At 41.4% G+C, this 18,656-nt stretch carries 17 protein-coding genes and 6 tRNA genes; 22 read left to right on the top strand and 1 reads right to left on the bottom strand.

Annotated elements, in window-relative coordinates; translation table 11 throughout:
• The first annotated feature begins 35 nt into the window (after positions 1–35).
• From F3G91_RS07705 to F3G91_RS07810, 22 genes are all read left to right on the top strand, one after another.
• Positions 36–425 carry an NAD(P)H-quinone oxidoreductase subunit 3 gene (locus F3G91_RS07705; protein ID WP_149701190.1) on the top strand — a complete coding sequence of 130 codons (390 nt, stop codon included), beginning with the start codon at positions 36–38 and terminating at the stop codon, positions 423–425.
• Positions 407–919, top strand: a complete 513-nt coding sequence (locus tag F3G91_RS07710) for a NuoB/complex I 20 kDa subunit family protein (RefSeq protein WP_012001120.1) — start codon at positions 407–409, stop codon at positions 917–919. Before F3G91_RS07705 ends, F3G91_RS07710 begins: the two co-directional genes overlap by 19 nt.
• Positions 916–1,680 carry an NADH-quinone oxidoreductase subunit C gene (locus tag F3G91_RS07715; RefSeq protein ID WP_149701191.1) on the top strand — a complete coding sequence of 255 codons (765 nt, stop codon included), beginning with the start codon at positions 916–918 and terminating at the stop codon, positions 1,678–1,680. The genes F3G91_RS07710 and F3G91_RS07715 overlap by 4 nt, the downstream gene beginning before the upstream one ends.
• Entirely contained in the window at positions 1,677–2,906 is a 1,230-nt protein-coding gene (gene nuoD / locus F3G91_RS07720) for an NADH dehydrogenase (quinone) subunit D (RefSeq protein WP_002942445.1), read from the top strand. The genes F3G91_RS07715 and nuoD overlap by 4 nt, the downstream gene beginning before the upstream one ends.
• Positions 2,903–3,133: an NADH-ubiquinone oxidoreductase subunit E family protein gene (locus tag F3G91_RS07725; RefSeq protein ID WP_107965677.1), complete on the top strand. Its 231-nt coding sequence runs from the start codon at positions 2,903–2,905 to the stop codon at positions 3,131–3,133. The genes nuoD and F3G91_RS07725 overlap by 4 nt, the downstream gene beginning before the upstream one ends.
• Positions 3,130–3,840, top strand: a complete 711-nt coding sequence (locus tag F3G91_RS07730; RefSeq protein ID WP_149701192.1) for a hypothetical protein — start codon at positions 3,130–3,132, stop codon at positions 3,838–3,840. Before F3G91_RS07725 ends, F3G91_RS07730 begins: the two co-directional genes overlap by 4 nt.
• Positions 3,837–6,137 (top strand): NADH-quinone oxidoreductase subunit G, encoded by a 2,301-nt coding sequence (locus F3G91_RS07735; protein WP_149701193.1) that lies wholly within the window; start codon positions 3,837–3,839, stop codon positions 6,135–6,137. The genes F3G91_RS07730 and F3G91_RS07735 overlap by 4 nt, the downstream gene beginning before the upstream one ends.
• Positions 6,130–7,125 (top strand): NADH-quinone oxidoreductase subunit NuoH, encoded by a 996-nt coding sequence (gene nuoH, locus F3G91_RS07740; protein ID WP_149701194.1) that lies wholly within the window; start codon positions 6,130–6,132, stop codon positions 7,123–7,125. The genes F3G91_RS07735 and nuoH overlap by 8 nt, the downstream gene beginning before the upstream one ends.
• Before the next feature lie 8 nt (positions 7,126–7,133).
• Positions 7,134–7,772: an NADH-quinone oxidoreductase subunit NuoI gene (gene nuoI, locus F3G91_RS07745; protein WP_149701195.1), complete on the top strand. Its 639-nt coding sequence runs from the start codon at positions 7,134–7,136 to the stop codon at positions 7,770–7,772.
• The gene (locus F3G91_RS07750) at positions 7,765–8,301 is read left to right on the top strand and encodes an NADH-quinone oxidoreductase subunit J (protein ID WP_087583018.1); all 537 of its coding nucleotides are present in this window, start codon (positions 7,765–7,767) and stop codon (positions 8,299–8,301) included. Before nuoI ends, F3G91_RS07750 begins: the two co-directional genes overlap by 8 nt.
• Positions 8,298–8,600 carry an NADH-quinone oxidoreductase subunit NuoK gene (gene nuoK, locus F3G91_RS07755; protein WP_004317991.1) on the top strand — a complete coding sequence of 101 codons (303 nt, stop codon included), beginning with the start codon at positions 8,298–8,300 and terminating at the stop codon, positions 8,598–8,600. Before F3G91_RS07750 ends, nuoK begins: the two co-directional genes overlap by 4 nt.
• Before the next feature lie 3 nt (positions 8,601–8,603).
• Positions 8,604–10,445, top strand: coding sequence for an NADH-quinone oxidoreductase subunit L (gene nuoL, locus F3G91_RS07760; protein WP_149701196.1), 1,842 nt, complete (start codon positions 8,604–8,606; stop codon positions 10,443–10,445).
• Positions 10,445–11,956: an NADH-quinone oxidoreductase subunit M gene (locus F3G91_RS07765; RefSeq protein WP_149701197.1), complete on the top strand. Its 1,512-nt coding sequence runs from the start codon at positions 10,445–10,447 to the stop codon at positions 11,954–11,956. The genes nuoL and F3G91_RS07765 overlap by 1 nt, the downstream gene beginning before the upstream one ends.
• Entirely contained in the window at positions 11,953–13,443 is a 1,491-nt protein-coding gene (gene nuoN / locus F3G91_RS07770; protein ID WP_004317979.1) for an NADH-quinone oxidoreductase subunit NuoN, read from the top strand. The genes F3G91_RS07765 and nuoN overlap by 4 nt, the downstream gene beginning before the upstream one ends.
• A gap of 22 nt (positions 13,444–13,465) precedes the next feature.
• A complete protein-coding gene (locus F3G91_RS07775) occupies positions 13,466–15,835 on the top strand; it encodes a tetratricopeptide repeat protein (protein WP_149701198.1) in 2,370 nt (789 codons plus the stop codon).
• Positions 15,836–16,098: 263 nt separating this feature from the next.
• The gene (locus F3G91_RS07780; RefSeq protein WP_148789900.1) at positions 16,099–16,365 is read left to right on the top strand and encodes a hypothetical protein; all 267 of its coding nucleotides are present in this window, start codon (positions 16,099–16,101) and stop codon (positions 16,363–16,365) included.
• 322 nt (positions 16,366–16,687) lie between these two features.
• A tRNA-Lys gene (locus F3G91_RS07785) sits at positions 16,688–16,763 on the top strand.
• 14 nt (positions 16,764–16,777) lie between these two features.
• Positions 16,778–16,853 (top strand) — tRNA-Glu (locus F3G91_RS07790).
• A 15-nt stretch (positions 16,854–16,868) separates the two neighbouring features.
• Positions 16,869–16,944 (top strand) — tRNA-Val (locus tag F3G91_RS07795).
• 11 nt (positions 16,945–16,955) lie between these two features.
• Positions 16,956–17,032, top strand: a tRNA-Asp gene (locus F3G91_RS07800).
• Between the two features lie 118 nt (positions 17,033–17,150).
• Positions 17,151–17,226, top strand: a tRNA-Lys gene (locus F3G91_RS07805).
• Positions 17,227–17,232: 6 nt separating this feature from the next.
• Positions 17,233–17,307: transfer RNA gene (locus tag F3G91_RS07810), tRNA-Glu, on the top strand.
• Positions 17,308–17,755: 448 nt separating this feature from the next.
• Here the strand turns inward: F3G91_RS07810 and F3G91_RS07815 are convergent.
• Positions 17,756–18,508 (bottom strand): DUF4198 domain-containing protein, encoded by a 753-nt coding sequence (locus F3G91_RS07815; protein ID WP_149701199.1) that lies wholly within the window; start codon positions 18,506–18,508, stop codon positions 17,756–17,758.
• Between the last annotated feature and the right edge of the window lie 148 nt (positions 18,509–18,656).

Raw genomic sequence — 18,656 nt, forward strand, 5'->3', positions numbered from 1 at the left:
TAGTAGAATTTTGAAAATTTCATAAAGGCAGAGGCATGTCACACTCAGAGCTTGGTAGCAGTTATCTTGGCGCTTTCATCATACTTTTGCTAGCTACTTGTTCGTTTAGTTTGATAACATTTTTATCTTCAAAGATAGGCAAAAAGCTAGCCAACCGCAACACCGAGCGCCTAAAAGTGGGCTTTTACGAGTGCGGACCGACAACCGTAAAACAGCCAAATAAGATAAATATTCACTATTTTTTTTATGGAATTTTATTTATTTTATTTGACGTTGAGGTCATTTTTATGTATCCGTGGGCGGTGGATTTTAGGCTGCTTGGGCTATTTGGGCTCATTGAGATGCTGCTTTTTGTGGCGATCTTACTTATCGGCTTTGCTTACGCTTGGCAAAAAGGGGTCTTTAAATGGCAAAGCATCAGATAAACTACGCTGCAAATGGCGGTCTGCCAGTGGTTTTGACAACCGTTGATAAGCTCGTGCAGTGGGGCAGGAGCAACTCGCTATGGGCTCTTAGCTATGGGCTTGCTTGCTGTGCGATCGAGATGATGGCAAGTGGCGCTAGTAGGTATGATTTTGATAGATTTGGCACCATTTTTAGGGCTAGCCCAAGGCACTCGGAGGTGATGATCATAGCTGGCACACTAACTAAAAAGCACGCTGAATTTACAAGGCGCCTTTATGATCAGATGCCTGAGCCAAAGTGGGTCATCTCGATGGGTAGCTGTGCAAACACTGGAGGCATGTTTAACACCTACTCAACCGTTCAAGGCGTAGATCGCATAATACCTGTTGATATCTACATCCCAGGCTGTGCCCCGCGTCCAGAGACGCTTCAGTACGCACTTATGATGCTTCAAAAAAAGATAAGAAAACAAAGTGCATTTAGGGCGCAAAAGCCAAGAAAGCTTGAGATATGAGAGAGTATAAGCCAAAAAACGACTTGCAAAAAAAGCAGTATTACAGCGAGAAATTTTATATCGCCAAGCAGACGCCAAAAGAGGCAGCAAGTGGCTCTAAATTTGACGAAGAGCTAGCTGTTTTAGAGCAAAGCGGAGTGGAAATTTTATCTAGCTACGTGGAGTTTGAGCAGCTTGTTCTCTACGTAAATTCAAGTGAAAATTTTAAAGCACTTGAAACGTTAAAGAAATTCGGATATGAACAGCTTTGCGAGCTTGCGGCGGTTGATCTTATAGCACAAAAAGGTGGATATGAGGTCTTTTATCAGCTTCTTAGCATCACTAAAAATAGGCGCACACGAGTAAAGTGCTTTGTTAAAAAGGACGAAATGCTAAAAAGCGTTTGCGAGCTTTATAAAAGCGCAAACTGGGCGGAGCGCGAGATGTATGATCTAAGTGGCGTTCTTATCAAAGATCATCCAAATTTAAAGCGCCTCATCATGCCAGATGACTGGCATTCGCACCCACTACTAAAAAGCTATCCGCTAGTTGGCGACGAGGCTGCTAAATGGTACGAGGTGGATAAAATTTTTGGGCGTGAATTTAGAGAGCAGATCGGCGAAGAGAACCGTGATCCAGCCTTTGTGGACGAGAAAGATACCTTCGGATTTTCACGTGTGTTTGATGAAAATGAAGACTACGAGTATCAAGAAGAAGGCGGTGTGAAATTTGTCAAAAAGGCTAAATTTAACCAAAGCCAGATAGTAAAGGAACGACCTTGAGCCAAGCACCAAACCGCTTAAAACCATTTTTTGAAAATTTAGAATTTGAGCAAAATGACGGCAAGATGATACTAAATTTTGGCCCGCAGCACCCAAGCGCACATGGACAGCTAAAGCTCGTGCTTGAGCTTGACGGAGAAAAGGTCGTGCGCGCTATGCCAGAGGTTGGCTTTATGCACCGAGGCGTTGAAAAGATGGCTGAAAATATGACCTATCAGGAGTTTATCCCAGTAACTGACAGGGTGGATTACATCGCCTCAAGTGCGAATAACTACGCATTTTGCGCGGCTGTGGAGAAGCTTTGCGCCATAGAAGTGCCTCGCCGTGCGCAGATCATTAGAGTGATGCTTTTGGAGCTAAACCGCATCAGCTCGCACCTTTTGTTTTTAGCCACACACGCCCTTGACGTGGGGGCAATGAGCGTCTTTTTATACGCATTTAGAGAGCGCGAATACGTCCTTGATCTCATAGAAAAATACTGCGGCGCAAGGCTAACTCATAGCTCCATAAGGATCGGTGGCGTGCCGCTTGATCTGCCTGATGGCTGGTGCGAGGAGCTACTTAAATTTTGCGAGAAATTTCCAAGCGACATCACGCTTTATGAAGATCTGCTAAGTGAAAATAGAATTTGGCAAGCAAGACTTATTGACGTGGGCGTAGTTAGCAAAGAACTAGCCCTTAGTAGCGGCTGCTCTGGCGTCATGCTAAGAGCAAGTGGCATCGCGCGCGACATCAGAAAAGAAGAGCCATATCTCATCTATGACGAGCTAGAATTTGACGTGCCTTACGCCACCAAGGGCGACTGCTACGCGAGATACCTACTTTATATGAAAGAGATGCGAGAATGCGTGAAAATTTTAAAGCAGTGCGTTAGTAAGTATCAGACAAGTAGCCCCGCTATCATCGCCGACGCGCCAGAGTATGTTAGCGCCTCAAAAGAGCAGATAATGAGCCAAAATTACTCATTAATGCAGCATTTTGTGCTGATAACTCAGGGGCTAAAGCCACCAAAGGGTGAAATTTACTTTGCTAGTGAGTCGCCAAAGGGCGAGCTTGGAATTTATATAAACTCAGACGGCAGCGCAAGCCCGTACCGCCTAAAAATTCGCACTCCAAGCTTTTGGCACTGCGCTATTTATGAAGATATGCTAGTTGGGCAGTATGTGGCAGATGTCGCTGCGATAATAGGCAGCACAAATATCATCTTAGGCGAGGTTGATAGATGAGAAGGGTCGATCTTAGGCATCTAAAGGGCGAGTTTTTGAGCACTCTTGGGCAGCAGATAAAGGCTAGCGAGCCAGGCGAAGTGGTGATATTTTTGTTTGAGATAGGCGATTACAGCGGCGTGGAGAAGGCTGTAAATTTGGCTTATAACCTAAACTGTGAGGTGATGAACTCGCTTAAATTTAACCAAGTTGATTGGGCATTAACGATAAAAAAGGGCAAGATATGAAATTTAATGATCTAATAGCAGGCAAGAGCCTAAGTATCGCAAATTTACTAAGTTTGAGCGACGAAAATTTAGCAAAAAAGATAAAAGAACACGAGTTTAAATACATCTCATGCTTTGAAGATAACGAGCTTGGCGGCGAAAATTTGATCCGCTGCGAGATAGGATCGATCAGCTACGTCTTAGCGCTTCTTTGTAAGTATGCAAATTTGGTGCAAAATGAGTTTTTTGACGAGCTTGATGATGGGCTGATAAGTGGCGAGTGCAACGTGGGCGAGGAGGAGTTTGAGGAGCTTGGCGAGTGGATAAAGGACGTTAAAAACGTGATCATCGATGACTCGCTCTTTACTCATCCAGATAAAGATGCGATATTTTGGTTACTTGAAATTTTAGGTAAAAATGTCGTCTTAGCAGGCAGCGAGGTCAAAGAATTTGTGAGCGTCAAAGAAGTAAGCGAGCTAAGAGAGCTTGAAAATTTTGACGGAGCGGTCGTTTATCTAAACAAAAACGCAAGCGATGAGATCATTGGTGGCGTGCAGTTTGGCATCGTGGCAAAGGCAAAGGATGGCGAAACCTTAAATTTAAAGGCAAAAGACTTTAGGGTGAGTGCTAAATTTAGGCTTAATCCGTCGCTAAAAGGCACGGTTGCCCTGCTTGGCGCAAAAGAGTTTGATGGATATGCATTTAAACAAGTAGTAGTTAGCAAATGAAAATCACCATAAACGATCAAATTTTAGAGGCAAACGAGGGCGAGAGCATCCTAAACATCGCAAGGGCAAATGGCATCTACATCCCTGCGCTTTGCTACCTTAGCGGCTGTTCGCCAACGCTTGCTTGCAGGCTTTGCATGGTCGAAGCAAACGGCAAAGTGGTCTATAGCTGCAACGCCAAAGCCAAAGAGGATATGCAAATTTACACAAATACGCCAGAGATCGCTGCCGAGCGAAATGCGATCATGCAGACCTACTGCGTCAATCACCCCCTTCAATGCGGCGTTTGCGATAAAAGTGGCGAGTGTGAGCTGCAAAATTTGACAACGCATTTAAATGTAAATGAGCAAAAATTTGCCATAGAGGACACGCATAAACCGCACAAAAAATGGGGGCTCATAAACTACGACCCAGCCCTTTGCGTGGTCTGCGAGAGGTGCGTGACGGTTTGCAAAGATAAGATCGGAGAAAGTGCGCTAAAAACGGTGCCAAGAGGCGTTGAAGTGCCAAAAGAGCTAAAAGATAGCATGCCAAAAGATGCCTACGCCGTATTTAGCAAGATGCAAAAGAGCCTAATTGGCCCAAGCGTTGGCGCAAATTTGGACTGCTCGTTTTGTGGCGAATGTATAAGCGTTTGCCCTGTTGGAGCGCTTGTTAGCTCAAATTTTCAGTACAGCTCAAACATCTGGGAGCTAAGCCGTGTCCCAGCGGCAAATCCGCACCAAAGCGACTGCGAGCTCATTTTTTATGACGTAAAAGAAAAAAGCACTAGCGATAGAAGCAAGCAAATTTACCGCGTTAGCAACGACTTTCACTTTGGCGAGATAAGTGGGGCTGCTAGGTTTGCCTACGACTTTCACAACGAAAATGCCCGTAAAAATGAGACGAAATTTAACGAGCTCATCTCAAATTTTAAAAACGGCAATATAAAAAATATAAAATTTAATAGCTTCATAACAAACGAAGAGGCACTTATTTTGGAGCGCTTGAGGGAGAAATTTGACCTAAATTTACTAAACGATGAGGCTTTTAAATTTCAAAATTTCTTAAATATTTTTAGCGAATTTAGCGGTCTTAGCTCATATAACGCAGACTATGAGAGCCTAAAAAATAGCGACTTTATCATTTCTGCTGGTAGCTTCTTACGCCACGAGAGCCCAGTAACAAGCTATAAGCTAAATAACGCCCTTAAGATGAATAAAGCTAGTGGAATTTACTTTCATCACATCGCTGATGAGGTCGTGAAGAAATTTTCAAAGAATTTCGCCTGTGTGAGTCATGAGGCTGGGGATTTGGAGCAAATTTTACTCTTTGTGCTTAAAAACTGGGGCAAAAATTTACCAGCAGCACTTCAGACTAGACTTGAAAATTTTGAAGAGTGCTTTGGCTTAGAGATAGCCGCCTTGATCGAGGGCAAGACTAAATTTACGCTCATTTTGGGTAGCGACTTTTACGCTCATGAAAATACAAATTTACTTGCAGCCCTTGCTGGAGTGATCGCAAGAGCTACGCCTTTTGCTGTGATGCTCATACCACCTCGCACAAATTCGCTTGGCGTGGCTAAAATTTGTACGCTCTCAAGCGAGAAAAAGCCTGGCAAGACGCTAGGATACAATGAAATGGGTGAGTTTAAATTTAGCATTTTTGAGGGCGACCTTGACGCTGGTGCGCTAAATCAGCAAGAGGGCACATTTACAAGCATAAATAACGAAGTAGTGCCGACAAATGCGGCTTTGGCTCATAATGGCTACTTCTTAAACGATATCGCAAATGCGCTTGGGCTAGTGGCTAAAAATACGATCGACTATACAGCCCAGCTACCAAAAGAGAAGGGTTACAATGGCGTTAAATTTGATGTTTTAGAAAATTTTTACGCAAATGACGGCGCAAGCCACAGAGGCTACAAGCTTGAAATTTCAAATTTCACGCCAAAAGATGATGTAGAGCTACTTTTTAAAGAGCAAAGTGAGCTAAATTTAAAAGAAGACGAGGCGCTAATAAGCTTTGCAAATCCTATAAATTTGCCTTCATTTTTTTCAAACTATGCCAGTCAGACCGCAAAGCGCGCGAAACTTTACGCAAGTAGCGAGTTTATGGCTAAATTTGAAATTTCACAAAACGAAGCTGTCATTTTAGAAAAAAATGGGCAAAAGCTTGCCATTTGCGTGGAGCTTGATAGCGAGCTAGGAGGCGTGGCAGCCTATCTTGGCGACTACGACGAGAAGCTTGATGTAAGCGCCATTTTTGAGAGCAATTGCTACGCAAGCGTAAAAATAATAAAGGCAGAGAATGAGTGAAATGCTATTTTTTGTGATAACAACTATTGTTAAAGCAGTCGTCATCTTGGCCGTCATGGCTAGCCTCGCTGGGCTTGCGACCTACGCCGAAAGAAAGGTGCTAGCCTACATGCAGCGCCGTGTGGGACCTGATATGGTGGGACCTGCTGGCGTGCTTCAGATCGTGGCTGACATGATAAAGCTCTTTACAAAAGAGGACATCGTCCCAGCAAATGCAAATAAATTTATATTTCTTATCGCCCCTCTAATCTCTGCTATCGCGGCATTTGCAGCGCTTGCGCCTGTGCCATTTTTGCCGGAGTTTGAGGTTTTTGGGCATACGATTAGACCGATACTTGCAGATATAAACGTGGGCGTTTTATATATCGCTGGCGTGGCAGCAGTTTGTGTCTTTTCGCCACTTGCAGCAGGTCTTGCAAGCTATAATAAATTTGCACTAATCAGCGCCGCTCGTGCAGTCGTGGCGCTGATTAGCTTCGAAGTGGTCGCTGGCATGGCACTTTTAAGCGTTGTCATGGTGACTAGCTCACTCTCGCTAGTTGATATAAATAACTACCAAAAAGGCATCTTTAACTGGCTCATCTTCAAGCAACCCCTTGCTTTCGTGCTTTTTGTGATGGCAAGCTTTGTTGAGTGCAACAGAACGCCATTTTGCCTAACAGAAAACGAGACCGAGATCGTAGCAGGCTATGGCACTGAGTATAGCGGCATGAGATGGGCGATGTTTTTTATCGGCGAATACACCAACATGATCGCAGCAAGCATCATTATCACGCTTTTGTTTTTGGGCGGTTTTAATGAGTTTTTATTTATCCCAGGTGCTTTGATGATCATCTTAAAATCAAGCCTAGTATTTTTCTTTTTTCTTTGGACGAGGGCGTCGTGGCCGCATCTAAGGGTCGATCAGCTTAGCATGCTTTGCTGGAAAATTTTACTTCCGCTTGGCATCTTAAATGTCGTAATCACCGGCTTTGCACTACTTATCTAAGGCGTAAAATGAGCGAGAAAAGATATATTTTGATAGACGAAAAGATAGAGCCAAAAGGGGCATTTGATAAATTTAAGCACTTCATCGCCGCTACTTTTAAGCTTGATCTTTTGGTGGGGCTAAAGATCACGCTAAAGCAGATGCTCTTTAGCAAGTCGCACACTCTAAAGTACCCTATGCAAAAGATGGAGCTAAACGCCAGATATAGGGGGATTCACAGGCTTTTAAAATTTGTTGAAAGCGAAAATGAGCGCTGCATAGGCTGTGGATTATGTGAGAAAATTTGCGTTAGCAACTGCATCTCGATGAAGACTTCGCTTGGCGAGGATGGTCGTAAAAAGGTCGCAAGCTACACGATAAATTTAAGCAGGTGTGTCTATTGCGGATTTTGCGCTGATGTCTGCCCTGAGCTTGCCATAGTTTGCGGGCAAGAGTATGAGGTCGCAAGTAAAAATAAAATCCTTTTTGGCACAAAGGCTGAGTTTTTAACAGATGATAAATTTTTAAAAGATCAAACCGAGTTTGAGGGCTATGGCGCACTACCTAAAAATGCCAATAGTCTAGTGAAAAAGACGCCAAATGCGCTTACAAATGAAGATAAGGCAGAAGTGATGGATATAAATTTAAAAGGGTCAAGCGATGTATGAGAGCTTTGCATTTTATCTTTTTAGCGCCCTTATATTAGTTAGTTTTTCTTTTAGCGTGCTTTGCAAGAACGCCCTAAATGCGGTCTCTGCGCTAGCTGCTGGCATGGTTTTTATCTCGGCTATATTTTTCTTGCTTGGGGCTGAGTTTTTAGGCGTGGTGCAAATCGTCGTCTATACAGGTGCGGTGGTCGTTTTATACGCATTTGCGATGATGTTTTTTGACACCAGCAAGGAGTGCGAGCCAAAAAGTAGCAAAAAAGCAAAGATCATCGTCTATCTTCTAAGCAGCTTCATAGCGCTTCTTTTGATATTTATCTTTTTAGCGCCGATCTATAGCGCTAAGCAAGAGGTGGTAAATTCTACCCTCGCTAATCTTGGCAACATCGAAGCGGTTGGAATTTTACTCTTTAGCAAGTATCTGCTGGCCTTTGAGATGTGCGCTATCATGCTACTTGTGGCGATGGTGGCTGGCATCATCTTGATACATAAAGACCTAGACGCGCAAAGCAAATTTGAGGAGATGCTATGATAGGCCTTACTCACTACCTCATCCTAGCAAGTCTAGTCTTTGTCATAGGGCTTGTTGGCATAATGAGAAGAAGAAATTTGATAATGCTATTTTTCTCAAGCGAAATTTTACTAAACTCAGCAAACATCGCACTTGCAGCCATCTCAAAATACTACTTTGACCTAACTGGGCAGATCATCGCTTTTTTCATAGTAGCTATCGCCGCTAGCGAGGTCGCTGTTGGACTAGGTCTTCTCGTGCTTTGGTATAAAAAGACTGGCAGTATCAGTTTAGATTCGATGACAAATATGAAAGGCTAAGAGATGATTTTATTTTGTATTTCGCTATTTTTCCCGCTTCTTAGCTTCATCATAGCTGGTATCTTTTCGCATAATAGTAGTAAAAATTTATTTATCGGTCTTTTTTGCTCGCTTCTCATGATCGTTAGCGCCACAGCTTCACTCATGCTAACGGCTAGTCTTAGCGTAGATGAGCCACTAAATTTAACCCTAAAAGAGTTTATAAACTTAGGCTCGCTCGATCTTAGCTTTAGCTTCTACCTTGATGCGATCAGCCTTGTGATGCTTAGCACCGTGGGCGTGGTCGCTAGCATCGTGCATATCTACTCCATTGGCTACATGAGAGATGACGCGAGTTTTAACCGCTTTTTTAGCTACTTGGGGCTCTTTGTCTTTTGCATGAACGTCCTTGTCTCAAGCGATAACTTCATAGGGCTCTTTATCGGCTGGGAGGGCGTTGGACTTTGCTCGTGGCTGCTCATTGGCTTTTGGTATAAAAGACCTAGCGCAAACGTCGCTGCAAACGAGGCTTTCGTGATGAACAGAGTGGCTGATCTTGCCATGCTTGTTGGCATCTTTTATATATTTTATAGCTTTGGCTCGCTTAAATTTAGCGAGGTTTTTAACGCTAGAAGCGACCTTTCTGGGCTAAATTTGGGCATCATCGCCACACTTCTTTTTATAGGCGCCATGGGTAAAAGCGCGCAGTTTCCATTTCACACATGGCTTGCAAATGCCATGGAGGGACCAACTCCGGTTTCTGCACTCATCCACGCTGCGACCATGGTAACAGCTGGCGTCTATCTAGTCATACGCGCAAATTTCATCTTTGCAAATGTGCCCGAAGTATCGCACTTTATCGCCTGCCTTGGCGCATTTGTAGCGATTTTTGCCGCAAGCATCGCGCTAGTGCATAATGACCTTAAAAAGATAGTCGCCTACTCGACGCTTTCGCAGCTTGGCTATATGTTTGTAGCGGCTGGTCTAGGCGCTTACAAGATCGCACTTTTTCACCTTGTCACGCATGCATTTTTCAAGTCGCTTCTCTTTTTATGCGCTGGCAACGTTATGCACGCGATGAATGATGAGCTAAATATCAAAAAGATGGGCGGACTTTATAAATTTATGAAGCCAACAGCACTACTTTCTATCATCGCAAGCTGCGCACTGGCTGGATTTTATCCATTTGCTGGCTTTTTTTCAAAAGATAAAATTTTAGAGGTCGCCTTTAGTGAAGATCAAATTTTGTGGGTCGTCTTGCTCTTTGGCGCGGTGCTTACGGCATTTTATAGCTTTAGACTTGTCATGCTAGTCTTTTTTGCAAGGCCAAAGAGTGATGAACACGCACATGAAGCCAAAAGCTACATGCTTGTTGGCATGAGCGTACTTGGTGTGCTCTCAGTCATCAGTGGCTTTTTTTGGAGCAACTTTAGTGAGTTTTTAAGTAACAGCCTTGGTGATTTTAAGCTAAATTTATCTCACAGCAGTGAAATTTTCTTACTCGTTTTAACACTTGGCTTAGTTCTTGCAAGCGCTGGCTTTGCTGTGTTTGCTTATAAAAAAGAAATTTTTAAAGAGAGCATTTGCGAAAGTAGAGTTTATAAAATTTTGCAAAATGCCTACTTTATACCAAAATTTTATGAGAAATTTTTTATAAATGGCTACGCTTTAATCTCTAAAATTTGTAAGAAATTTGATGAAATGATAATCGACCAAAGTGTCGATTTTGTCGCACTTTTGGTTACTAAATTTGCATATCTTGCAAACAAGATGCAAAGCGGAGATCTAAGCGTCATGCTTAGGTTTATGGTCGCAGGATTTGCCTTGCTTTTAAGCTTTATATTTTTATTAAACGGAGCCAAATAATGCTAAGTGTCATCATATTTTTCCCAGCAATAAGCGCAATACTTGGCTTTTTGATAGAAAATAAAAGCATCAAATTTTATGGAGCAAGCATTGCGCTAATCGAGCTTTTGCTTGCCATTTTTATCTGCTTAAATGTCGATTTTCAGGGTTATGACTTTGTTTTAACGCATCAAGTCTCGCTCATACCAAGCCTAAATATCAGCTATTTTGTGGGCATCGACACCATTTCGCTTGTGCTTATAGTCCTTAGCGCATTTATGAGCTTCATCTCTATCGCAGCCCTTAGTGATGATGGAAATTTAAAGCACCTTGTTATTAGTGTACTCTTTTTAGAGAGCACGATGATGGGCGTCTTTAGCGCGCTTGATATGATCTTGTTTTACAGCTTTTGGGAGCTTAGCCTCATACCACTTCTTTACATCATCGGCGCATTTGGCAGTAAAAATAGAATTTACGCTGCGATTAAATTTTTCATCTACACATTTTTAGGCTCTGTCTTTATGCTAGTGGCGATCATTTTTATCGGCTATCTGTGCTATCAAAAAAGCGGCGTATTTAGCTTTAACTTGCTTGATTGGTACAAGCTTGGCATCGGAGAAAATGCTCAAATTTGGCTATTTTTAGCATTTTTCTTCGCTTTTGGCGTGAAAACTCCGCTATTTCCATTTCACACGTGGCTACCTTACGCGCACGGACAGGCTCCGACTATCGGCTCGGTGCTGCTTGCTAGCGTGCTTTTAAAGATGGGCACTTACGGCTTTGTGAGATTTTCACTTCCACTTTTTCCAGACGCGAGCCTACTTTTAAGTGGCTTTGTCTGCGTCATAGCTATCATCATGATCATCTACGCAGCCCTAGTTGCCTACGCGCAAAGCGATATGAAGCAAGTGATCGCTTATAGCTCCATTTCACACATGGGCGTCATCATGCTTGGCATCTTTTCACTAAATTTAATAGGCCTTGGCGGCTCAATATTTTTAATGATAAGCCACGGCATCGTTAGTGGCGCTTTGTTCTTGTTAGTTGGCGTCATCTACGAGAGAGCTCACACAAAAGAAATTTGCGAATTTGGCGGCCTTGCCAAGGTGATGCCAAAATACGCGCTTGTGTTTTTTATAGCAACGCTTGCAAGTATCGGCCTGCCACTAACGATTGGCTTTGTGGGCGAGTTTTTGAGCCTGCTTGGCGTATTTAAGCTAAACAAGCTCTTTGCGCTACTTGGTGGCTTTAGCATCATCGTGGGCGCTGTTTATATGCTAGTACTTTATAAAAGGGTCTTTTTTGGCGAATGCAAGGAGAAAAATTTAAGCCTAAAAGATCTAAATTTTAAAGAGTTAGCCGCTCTTGTGCCACTTTGCTTGCTCATAATCGCTCTTGGTATCGCACCAAATTTGATACTAAAACCGCTTGAGCCAAGCGTGCAAAATATCATAAGCAAAATGCAAACTAGAGCTGTAAATAGCGGCACAAAGGATAAAATTTCATCTTTAAACGGCGGGAGCAAACTATGAACGAAATAGCCTTTTTAGACCTCAACGAGATCTCTTTGCAATCACTCTCGCCGATGCTTAGCATGATGGTTTTTGCGCTTTTTATCCTCATAGTTGGAGCGATAAAAAAGGATCTTTCGAGGAATTTCTACTGCGTATTTTGCATCATCGCTATATTTGTAAATTTAGGCATTACGCTTGATTTTAACGGGCTTAGCCTAAGCTTTTGGGATATGCTTTTAGTCGATGGAATTTCTATCATCTCGCAGATCATTATCCTAATCGCCTCAGCCCTTTTTATCCCTCTTGCACTTAGCACAAAAGAGTATTTTGAGTATAAAATTTACGAGTATTACGCGCTATTTTTGTTTATGATCGCTGGATTTTTGTTTATGGTGAGCTCAAACAACCTACTAATCATCTTTCTAGGCCTTGAGATCAGCTCGCTTTGCCTCTACACCCTAATCGCCCTTCACAACAAGGCAAAAAGCGTCGAGGCTGCCATCAAATACTTCGCGATGGGCTCGCTCTCGGCTGGTTTTTTTGCGATGGCGATAGCGATGTTTTATCTGGCAACAAACTCAATAGACATCGCTCGTATCGGCGTTGTCATAAAAGATCTTAGCCTAAATCAAAATTTAATAATCCTTCTTGGCTGCGTTTTCATCGCTTCAGCCATTGGTTTTAAGCTCTCGCTCATACCATTTCACACATGGATACCAGACGTTTATGAGGGCTCAAATGCCCCGCTAGCAGGCTATATGTCGATCGTGCCAAAGGTTGCTGGATTTATCGTCGCGTTAAGAATTTTTGCGATGCTTGAGGGCTCTGGAATTTCATGGATAAAAGATATGCTCTACATCATCGCCGTGCTTACGATGAGCCTTGCAAACATCATGGCGCTAGTGCAAAAAGATGTCAAAAGGATGCTCGCCTTTAGCTCGATAGCTCACGCTGGTGTCGTGCTTTGTGCGCTTGTAGCAAATTCTCACGAGGCAAATGTCGCCTTGTTTTTCTACTGGATCATGTTTTTGTTTGCAAATTTGGGCGCATTTTCTATGCTCTGGGTGGCAAGGTGCGATGACGTCGTCTGCTGGGACAAGCGCTTTAAACATCCGTATGAGAAATTTTCAGGGCTTATTAAAATTTTGCCAAGTTATGCCGTGATAATGGGAATTTTCATGATCGCCCTTGCTGGCATACCACCTTTTAGCGTATTTTGGGGCAAGATGGTGCTTATCTCATCGCTCATAAAGTCTGATTACGTCGTGCTTAGCCTCATCATCATGATAAACTCTGCGATTGCGATTTATTACTACCTAAAGCTCATCGTCTTTATGTTTTTAAAAGAGCCTATCGTAAAAGATAAAAATATCTACATCTCAAATGTCTCGATGGCGCTAAAAGTGATCGTTGGAGTTGCCGTTGCTGGCACGGTCTTTGCCTTTTTATTTTCTGGAGCGATTTTGGAATTTATCGAGCATTTTGTCTTTGCTTCAGGATTTTAGAAAATTTAACTATAATGGCGGCATGAAAAAGCTCTTAACCATCTTATTTTTACCGCTTTATCTAACTGCTTTTAGCCTTAGCCTAAACAGTGGCGCAAACGCAAATAAGCCTTATAGCGTCCTTCAGCTAAGCGATGAGAAAGAATTTGAATGTGTGGAGCAAATTTTAGCCTATGATACGAAGCGCTACGTTTGTATGCTCGATGATGGGATATTGCCAAAGATCGAAGATACGACGCTACCTTTAATGGACATAAAATATAAAAAGCAAGACGGCAAGCTCTTCATCGTCATCATGCCAAAAGCGCCTTCAAAACTTCTAAATGTTCAAACTGAGCTTTACAGCAGTCCAAGCGTGCAAGATACGCCAAAGACAACCATTTCAAAGCACTTTAGCATCATCATCGACACTTCGCTTAGCGAAAATAACAAAAGAGTATCTGGGCTAAATTTTTCGCCTGATTTTAGAGATATGCTAAGTCCAAGCATCGGAGCGCTCGATCTTAACAAAGCGCCTATCGCTGGGCTTGATAGCAACGACATAGACATCTACATAAATATAAAAAGAGCTTACGAAAAGGGCGCTTATGAAAGCGTGGTAAAAGATACGCAAACAGCGATGAAAAGGCACCCAACCAGTCTTTTCTCAAGCGAGTTTTTGCTTTTTAGGCTAAGAGCGCTTGATAAAATTTTTGAGACAAAGAGTGAGTTTGAAGGGCTTGAGCCAAAAGATATCGTAAGCGAGGGCAGAGCCTGGATAAGGAAATTCCCTTCTGATGAGAACTATCCAGAGGTGCTATATCTCATCGCCAGAGCTTACCTCAAAGATAGCATCGCAAGTGATGCAAAATATATGCTTGACATACTAAGTGAAGAGCACGCAGAGTCTAAATTTACAAAGCTTGCCACGCTTGATTATGCTGACTACCTATATAAAATAGGCAGGCAAAAAGAGGCGCTAAGCGACTATGAAAAGGTGCTCTACTCGACAAATGACATCGACCTTGCAAGTAGAGCTGCACTAAGCCTAGCAGATGCAAATATCGATAAAGAGAAATTTGACGAGGCGAAGAAATTTGTACTAAAGATCGCAAATGCAAATGAAAAATTTTTCATGAACGATCCGACAAAATCGATGAATTTAGCCTATACATTTGCCAGCAAAGATATGCCAGATGTGGCTGCTAAAATTTATGAAATTTTGGTAAATAATAGCGATAGGACAAAGGATTTTTACGAGGCAGCATTAAAAAATTTAGCGCTAAATTTAGCCAAAACCAAAGATGAAAAAAGGGCGTATGAGTATCTAAACAGATACGAAAAAGAGTTTAAATATGGCGATTATATCGATGAGGTCGCTAAGGCAAAGGATGGGCTATTTTTTGAAGAGGACGACAAAAATGCCACCGCACTTCACGCAAGATATAAAGAGCTCATCGAAAAATACGCAGGCACAAATATCAGCCAAAAAGCGCTCATTAGCGAGCTCGAGCTTGATCTAAAAGAGCGTAAATTTGCCGATGCGCTAGCTTATAACAACCTCGCAAAAGATGAAAATTTAAGCCGGGCAATGGAGTTAGTAAATGAGGCTGCGCTTGAGCTAACAAAAGAGTTTTTCATCAAAGATGACTGCACGGCGGTTGTAAATTTACTCGAAAACTACGATGTGAGCAAGGTCTCTTTGCCACAGTTCAAGCTATTTAATTGCTACTTTAGAACGGCACGTTACAACGATGCGCTAGAGCTTGCCAAGGCGCATGTAAAGGATGAAAATTTAGAAGATAGAGTCGAGTGGCTGGTAAATTTGAGCAAAATTTTATATAAAAATAAAGACTACGAGCATGCGATCACTGCGGCAAATGACGCGCTCTCGCTTGGCTCAGCAGTCGAGTACTCGGATCCTACGCCATCGCTTTTTGATAGATTTTACTCGCTGCTTGCGCTAAAGCGCTTTACTGAGGCGGTCTCAACGATCAGTGCGATCGAGCAGCTAAGGGGGCAGGACTTTAAGATCATCGAGGCGTATGCGGCTATAAGTGACTATGCGATGAAGAGCAACGACTATGCTATCGCTGCAACCTACGCTAAAAAGGCGCTTGAGCTGCAAACTAGAGCTAAGATAAATACCTTTTCACCAAAGCTAAATTTTGACTACTCGGAGGCTTCACTAAAGACAGATAACCTTGACGAGGCGCTTGATGAGGCGAAATTTATACTAAATATGAAACTTGAGCCAGAAGACCGCTTGCATGCTCTAAATTTGGCAAGTGAAATTTACATCAGGCAAAAGCAGTATAAACTAGCTAAGGGCTATTTGGACGAGTGCGTTGGCTCAAATTTCACAAGCGCTTACAAAGATGCCTGCAAAGCCAAACTTGAGATGATAAAGTAAAACTTAGTGCTAAGTTTAAATGATCTTGAAAAAGAGTATCTGGGGCTTAAAAATATTTTATTTTTCTTTTAGCAAAAATTGTTATTCCTGCAATTTGTTATGATCGTAAGTACGATTTTAAGAATATTTTTTTAGGAGAAGATTATGGATAGCGGCGCAACGAAAAGTAGCGAGAATTTAGAAACGATAGCCTAAGTGGCGGTATGAAAAAAGGATATGTAGTATGAACGTTTTTTTAAATTTATGGTCATGAAAGGATAGGGATGATAGCACTGACATGGTTAACAAAATTTTGGTTTCTTTTATTGATAGCAGGTGTTATACTTTTGAACTCAGTTTATCTAAAAGGAAACTATTTAAAACATTTTTTTGATTTTGGAGAATTAAAAAGAATTGCTCAAAAGATAAAAGATGAATCTAATTATTTGGGGAAATCTGTTTATTGCTTTTTTGGTGCAATCGCATTATTTGCCTATGTATGTATTTATTTGGGATTGGTGGGTTTAACCCTAATGATTATTATTAAATAATGAGATAGAAATGAGTGATCAAAACAGAGCCGAAAAGATAGAAAAAGCTAGAAAAATGGCGGTAAGATTTTTAGGCAAGAATTAAATTTGCCACTAAGCAGATTGTGTACTTGATTGTGTTTTGCTTGTTGGGCTACAAAGTAAAAATGATTTGAATTTCTAAGAAATTTTGGCTTTAAATTTATAAGATTTAAAAATAAAATTTTATATTTTTTGCTTAGAAATAGCGGACAAAATAGCTTTAATTTGATTTAAAATTTAATTTTTTCTTGACATATAATAATGTTTTTTGTATAATCTCAATTCTTTTTTAAATAACTATGTCTTGCTAGCTCAGTCGGTAGAGCATCTCACTTTTAATGAGGGGGCCGTTGGTTCGAATCCAACGCAGGACACCATTTTTTGGGTTTATGACCCTTTCGTCTAGTGGCTCAGGACTCTACTTTCTCTGTGTAGAAACAGAGGTTCAAATCCTCTAAGGGTCGCCAGATATTTTAAATTTAGGTCGCTTAGCTCAGTTGGTAGAGCGCCACCCTTACAAGGTGGATGTCATAAGTTCGAGTCTTATAGCGACCACCATACTTTTAGGTGCAGCGGTAGTTCAGTTGGTTAGAATGCCGCCCTGTCACGGCGGAGGTCGCGGGTTCGAGCCCCGTCCGCTGCGCCATCTACTAAACCTTAGGTTAAGGTTCTTGATTCTATTTTTTCTTGTTTTTTTGAGTGATCAAATTAAATTTTAAGATTATAAGTTCTAAGATAACACTTTGTTATTGATATTTAATCTTGCCTCGTTAGCTCAGTTGGTAGAGCATATCACTCTTAATGATGGGGTCGTAGGTTCGAGACCTACACGGGGCACCATCTTTTGGCCCATTCGTCTAGCGGTTAGGACACCAGCCTCTCACGTTGGTAACACGAGTTCGAGTCTCGTATGGGTCACCATTTTTCTTATAAATTTAACTCAAATTTTGAAAAATTGACTAAATTTGAACAATAAATATTTTAAGTTTTAATAAGCTGCACGTATTTTGCTGTCTAAATTCTAAAAATTTGCAAAAAGTCATTTTTATGAAAAGGTAAATTTGTGCTAAAAACTACCAGAGTTGCCCACATATAAAGCAATGAAGCACTCGTTTTTTTGCAGTAAAATGAATTTTGTAAAAGGTTTTAGACAAAATAGATCAGTAAATTTAAAAAAATAGAGATTGTAAATAACGATGAAATTATGACCGCTGGAGTTTATCGTTTCTATTAAATCTTTTAAAAATATACAAATTTTAAAATTTAGCTGCAACATAAATTTGCTGATTTTGTCTTGATAAATTTGACTTATAAGATAAAAAGAGTAGGGCGCATTTGACTACGCCCTTTGGTAAATTTTAAATTTAATCTATTTTAGCTCAAACGCAAGCGTTGCAGCGATCGTCTCATCGTCGCAAATTTTTGAGTTAGCAAATGGCATTTTGTGCACTGTTTGTAGCAGCCATTTACCAGGTTTAAGCGCAAGTACTTCTATCGTACCATCTGGCTCAGTTTCTCCGTGAAATGCGCTTTTTTCTTTCAAAAAGCCATCAAATGTTCCATCAAGTGTAGCATTTTCTAAAGGTTTGCCTTCAAATAGAATTTTCACTTTAAATGGCACGCCAACTTTGAAATTTGCTGGATTGTCAAGCGGAACTATCTCTAGGCGTTGGTTGGACGGCTTTGTGACTGAGCCATCTTTTGTGTTTTTATTTATGACGCCTTTTGCGCTCATGCTTGCTTTTTTGCAGTATTTGGCGTCTTTGATATCTTCTTTGGTTTTGCCCATGTGCCATGTGCCATCGCCTGCTTTTGTCCAAAACGTAGGCTTGTACTCGCCAGCTATAAGGTATGAGCCGTCCTCTAGTTTGGCTCTTTCATAATGGTAGTTTTCGCCGCTTTGCTTTAGGCTCAGTTTCTCGCCATTTTTGTTTATAATGTATGGGGCTTCAAATAGTCCGGTCTTGTTGTCTGGGATCTTTTCAACAGTTGGGAAGTCGTCTGCGTAGCCGATATCAACGCTTGTTGCCTCTTTGCTGCTTCCAAAAAGCCAAAATTCGTGAGCTAAAGAGTGGCTGCTAAGTGCTGCCAAAGCCAAAAGTGCAAATAAATGCTTGTTCATTACCTATCCTTTCAGATTAAATTGTCTATTTTCTATTTCTAATATATGTCACAAAAATATTGTTAAATTTTTATATATCTAAATTTTGCTAATTTTTAGAAAATTTAGTAATCAAAACCAAATTTATCTTATTAAATTTATAAAAAAT

It is taken from the genome of Campylobacter concisus, assembly GCF_902460715.1.
Taxonomy (GTDB): Bacteria; Campylobacterota; Campylobacteria; order Campylobacterales; family Campylobacteraceae; genus Campylobacter_A; species Campylobacter_A concisus_AK.

Bases quoted from the DNA above. Each gene is read 5' to 3' on its own strand.
- F3G91_RS07765 (WP_149701197.1), top strand. From the start codon at position 10,445: ATGCTAAGTGTCATCATATTTTTCCCAGCAATAAGCGCAATACTTGGC.
- F3G91_RS07725 (WP_107965677.1), top strand. From the start codon at position 2,903: ATGAGAAGGGTCGATCTTAGGCATCTAAAGGGCGAGTTTTTGAGCACT.
- F3G91_RS07775 (WP_149701198.1), top strand. From the start codon at position 13,466: ATGAAAAAGCTCTTAACCATCTTATTTTTACCGCTTTATCTAACTGCT.
- nuoL (WP_149701196.1), top strand. From the start codon at position 8,604: ATGATTTTATTTTGTATTTCGCTATTTTTCCCGCTTCTTAGCTTCATC.
- nuoN (WP_004317979.1), top strand. From the start codon at position 11,953: ATGAACGAAATAGCCTTTTTAGACCTCAACGAGATCTCTTTGCAATCA.
- F3G91_RS07750 (WP_087583018.1), top strand. From the start codon at position 7,765: ATGTATGAGAGCTTTGCATTTTATCTTTTTAGCGCCCTTATATTAGTT.
- F3G91_RS07730 (WP_149701192.1), top strand. From the start codon at position 3,130: ATGAAATTTAATGATCTAATAGCAGGCAAGAGCCTAAGTATCGCAAAT.
- F3G91_RS07705 (WP_149701190.1), top strand. From the start codon at position 36: ATGTCACACTCAGAGCTTGGTAGCAGTTATCTTGGCGCTTTCATCATA.
- F3G91_RS07710 (WP_012001120.1), top strand. From the start codon at position 407: ATGGCAAAGCATCAGATAAACTACGCTGCAAATGGCGGTCTGCCAGTG.
- nuoH (WP_149701194.1), top strand. From the start codon at position 6,130: ATGAGTGAAATGCTATTTTTTGTGATAACAACTATTGTTAAAGCAGTC.
- F3G91_RS07715 (WP_149701191.1), top strand. From the start codon at position 916: ATGAGAGAGTATAAGCCAAAAAACGACTTGCAAAAAAAGCAGTATTAC.
- nuoK (WP_004317991.1), top strand. From the start codon at position 8,298: ATGATAGGCCTTACTCACTACCTCATCCTAGCAAGTCTAGTCTTTGTC.
- nuoI (WP_149701195.1), top strand. From the start codon at position 7,134: ATGAGCGAGAAAAGATATATTTTGATAGACGAAAAGATAGAGCCAAAA.
- F3G91_RS07780 (WP_148789900.1), top strand. From the start codon at position 16,099: ATGATAGCACTGACATGGTTAACAAAATTTTGGTTTCTTTTATTGATA.
- F3G91_RS07735 (WP_149701193.1), top strand. From the start codon at position 3,837: ATGAAAATCACCATAAACGATCAAATTTTAGAGGCAAACGAGGGCGAG.
- F3G91_RS07815 (WP_149701199.1), bottom strand. From the start codon at position 18,508: ATGAACAAGCATTTATTTGCACTTTTGGCTTTGGCAGCACTTAGCAGC.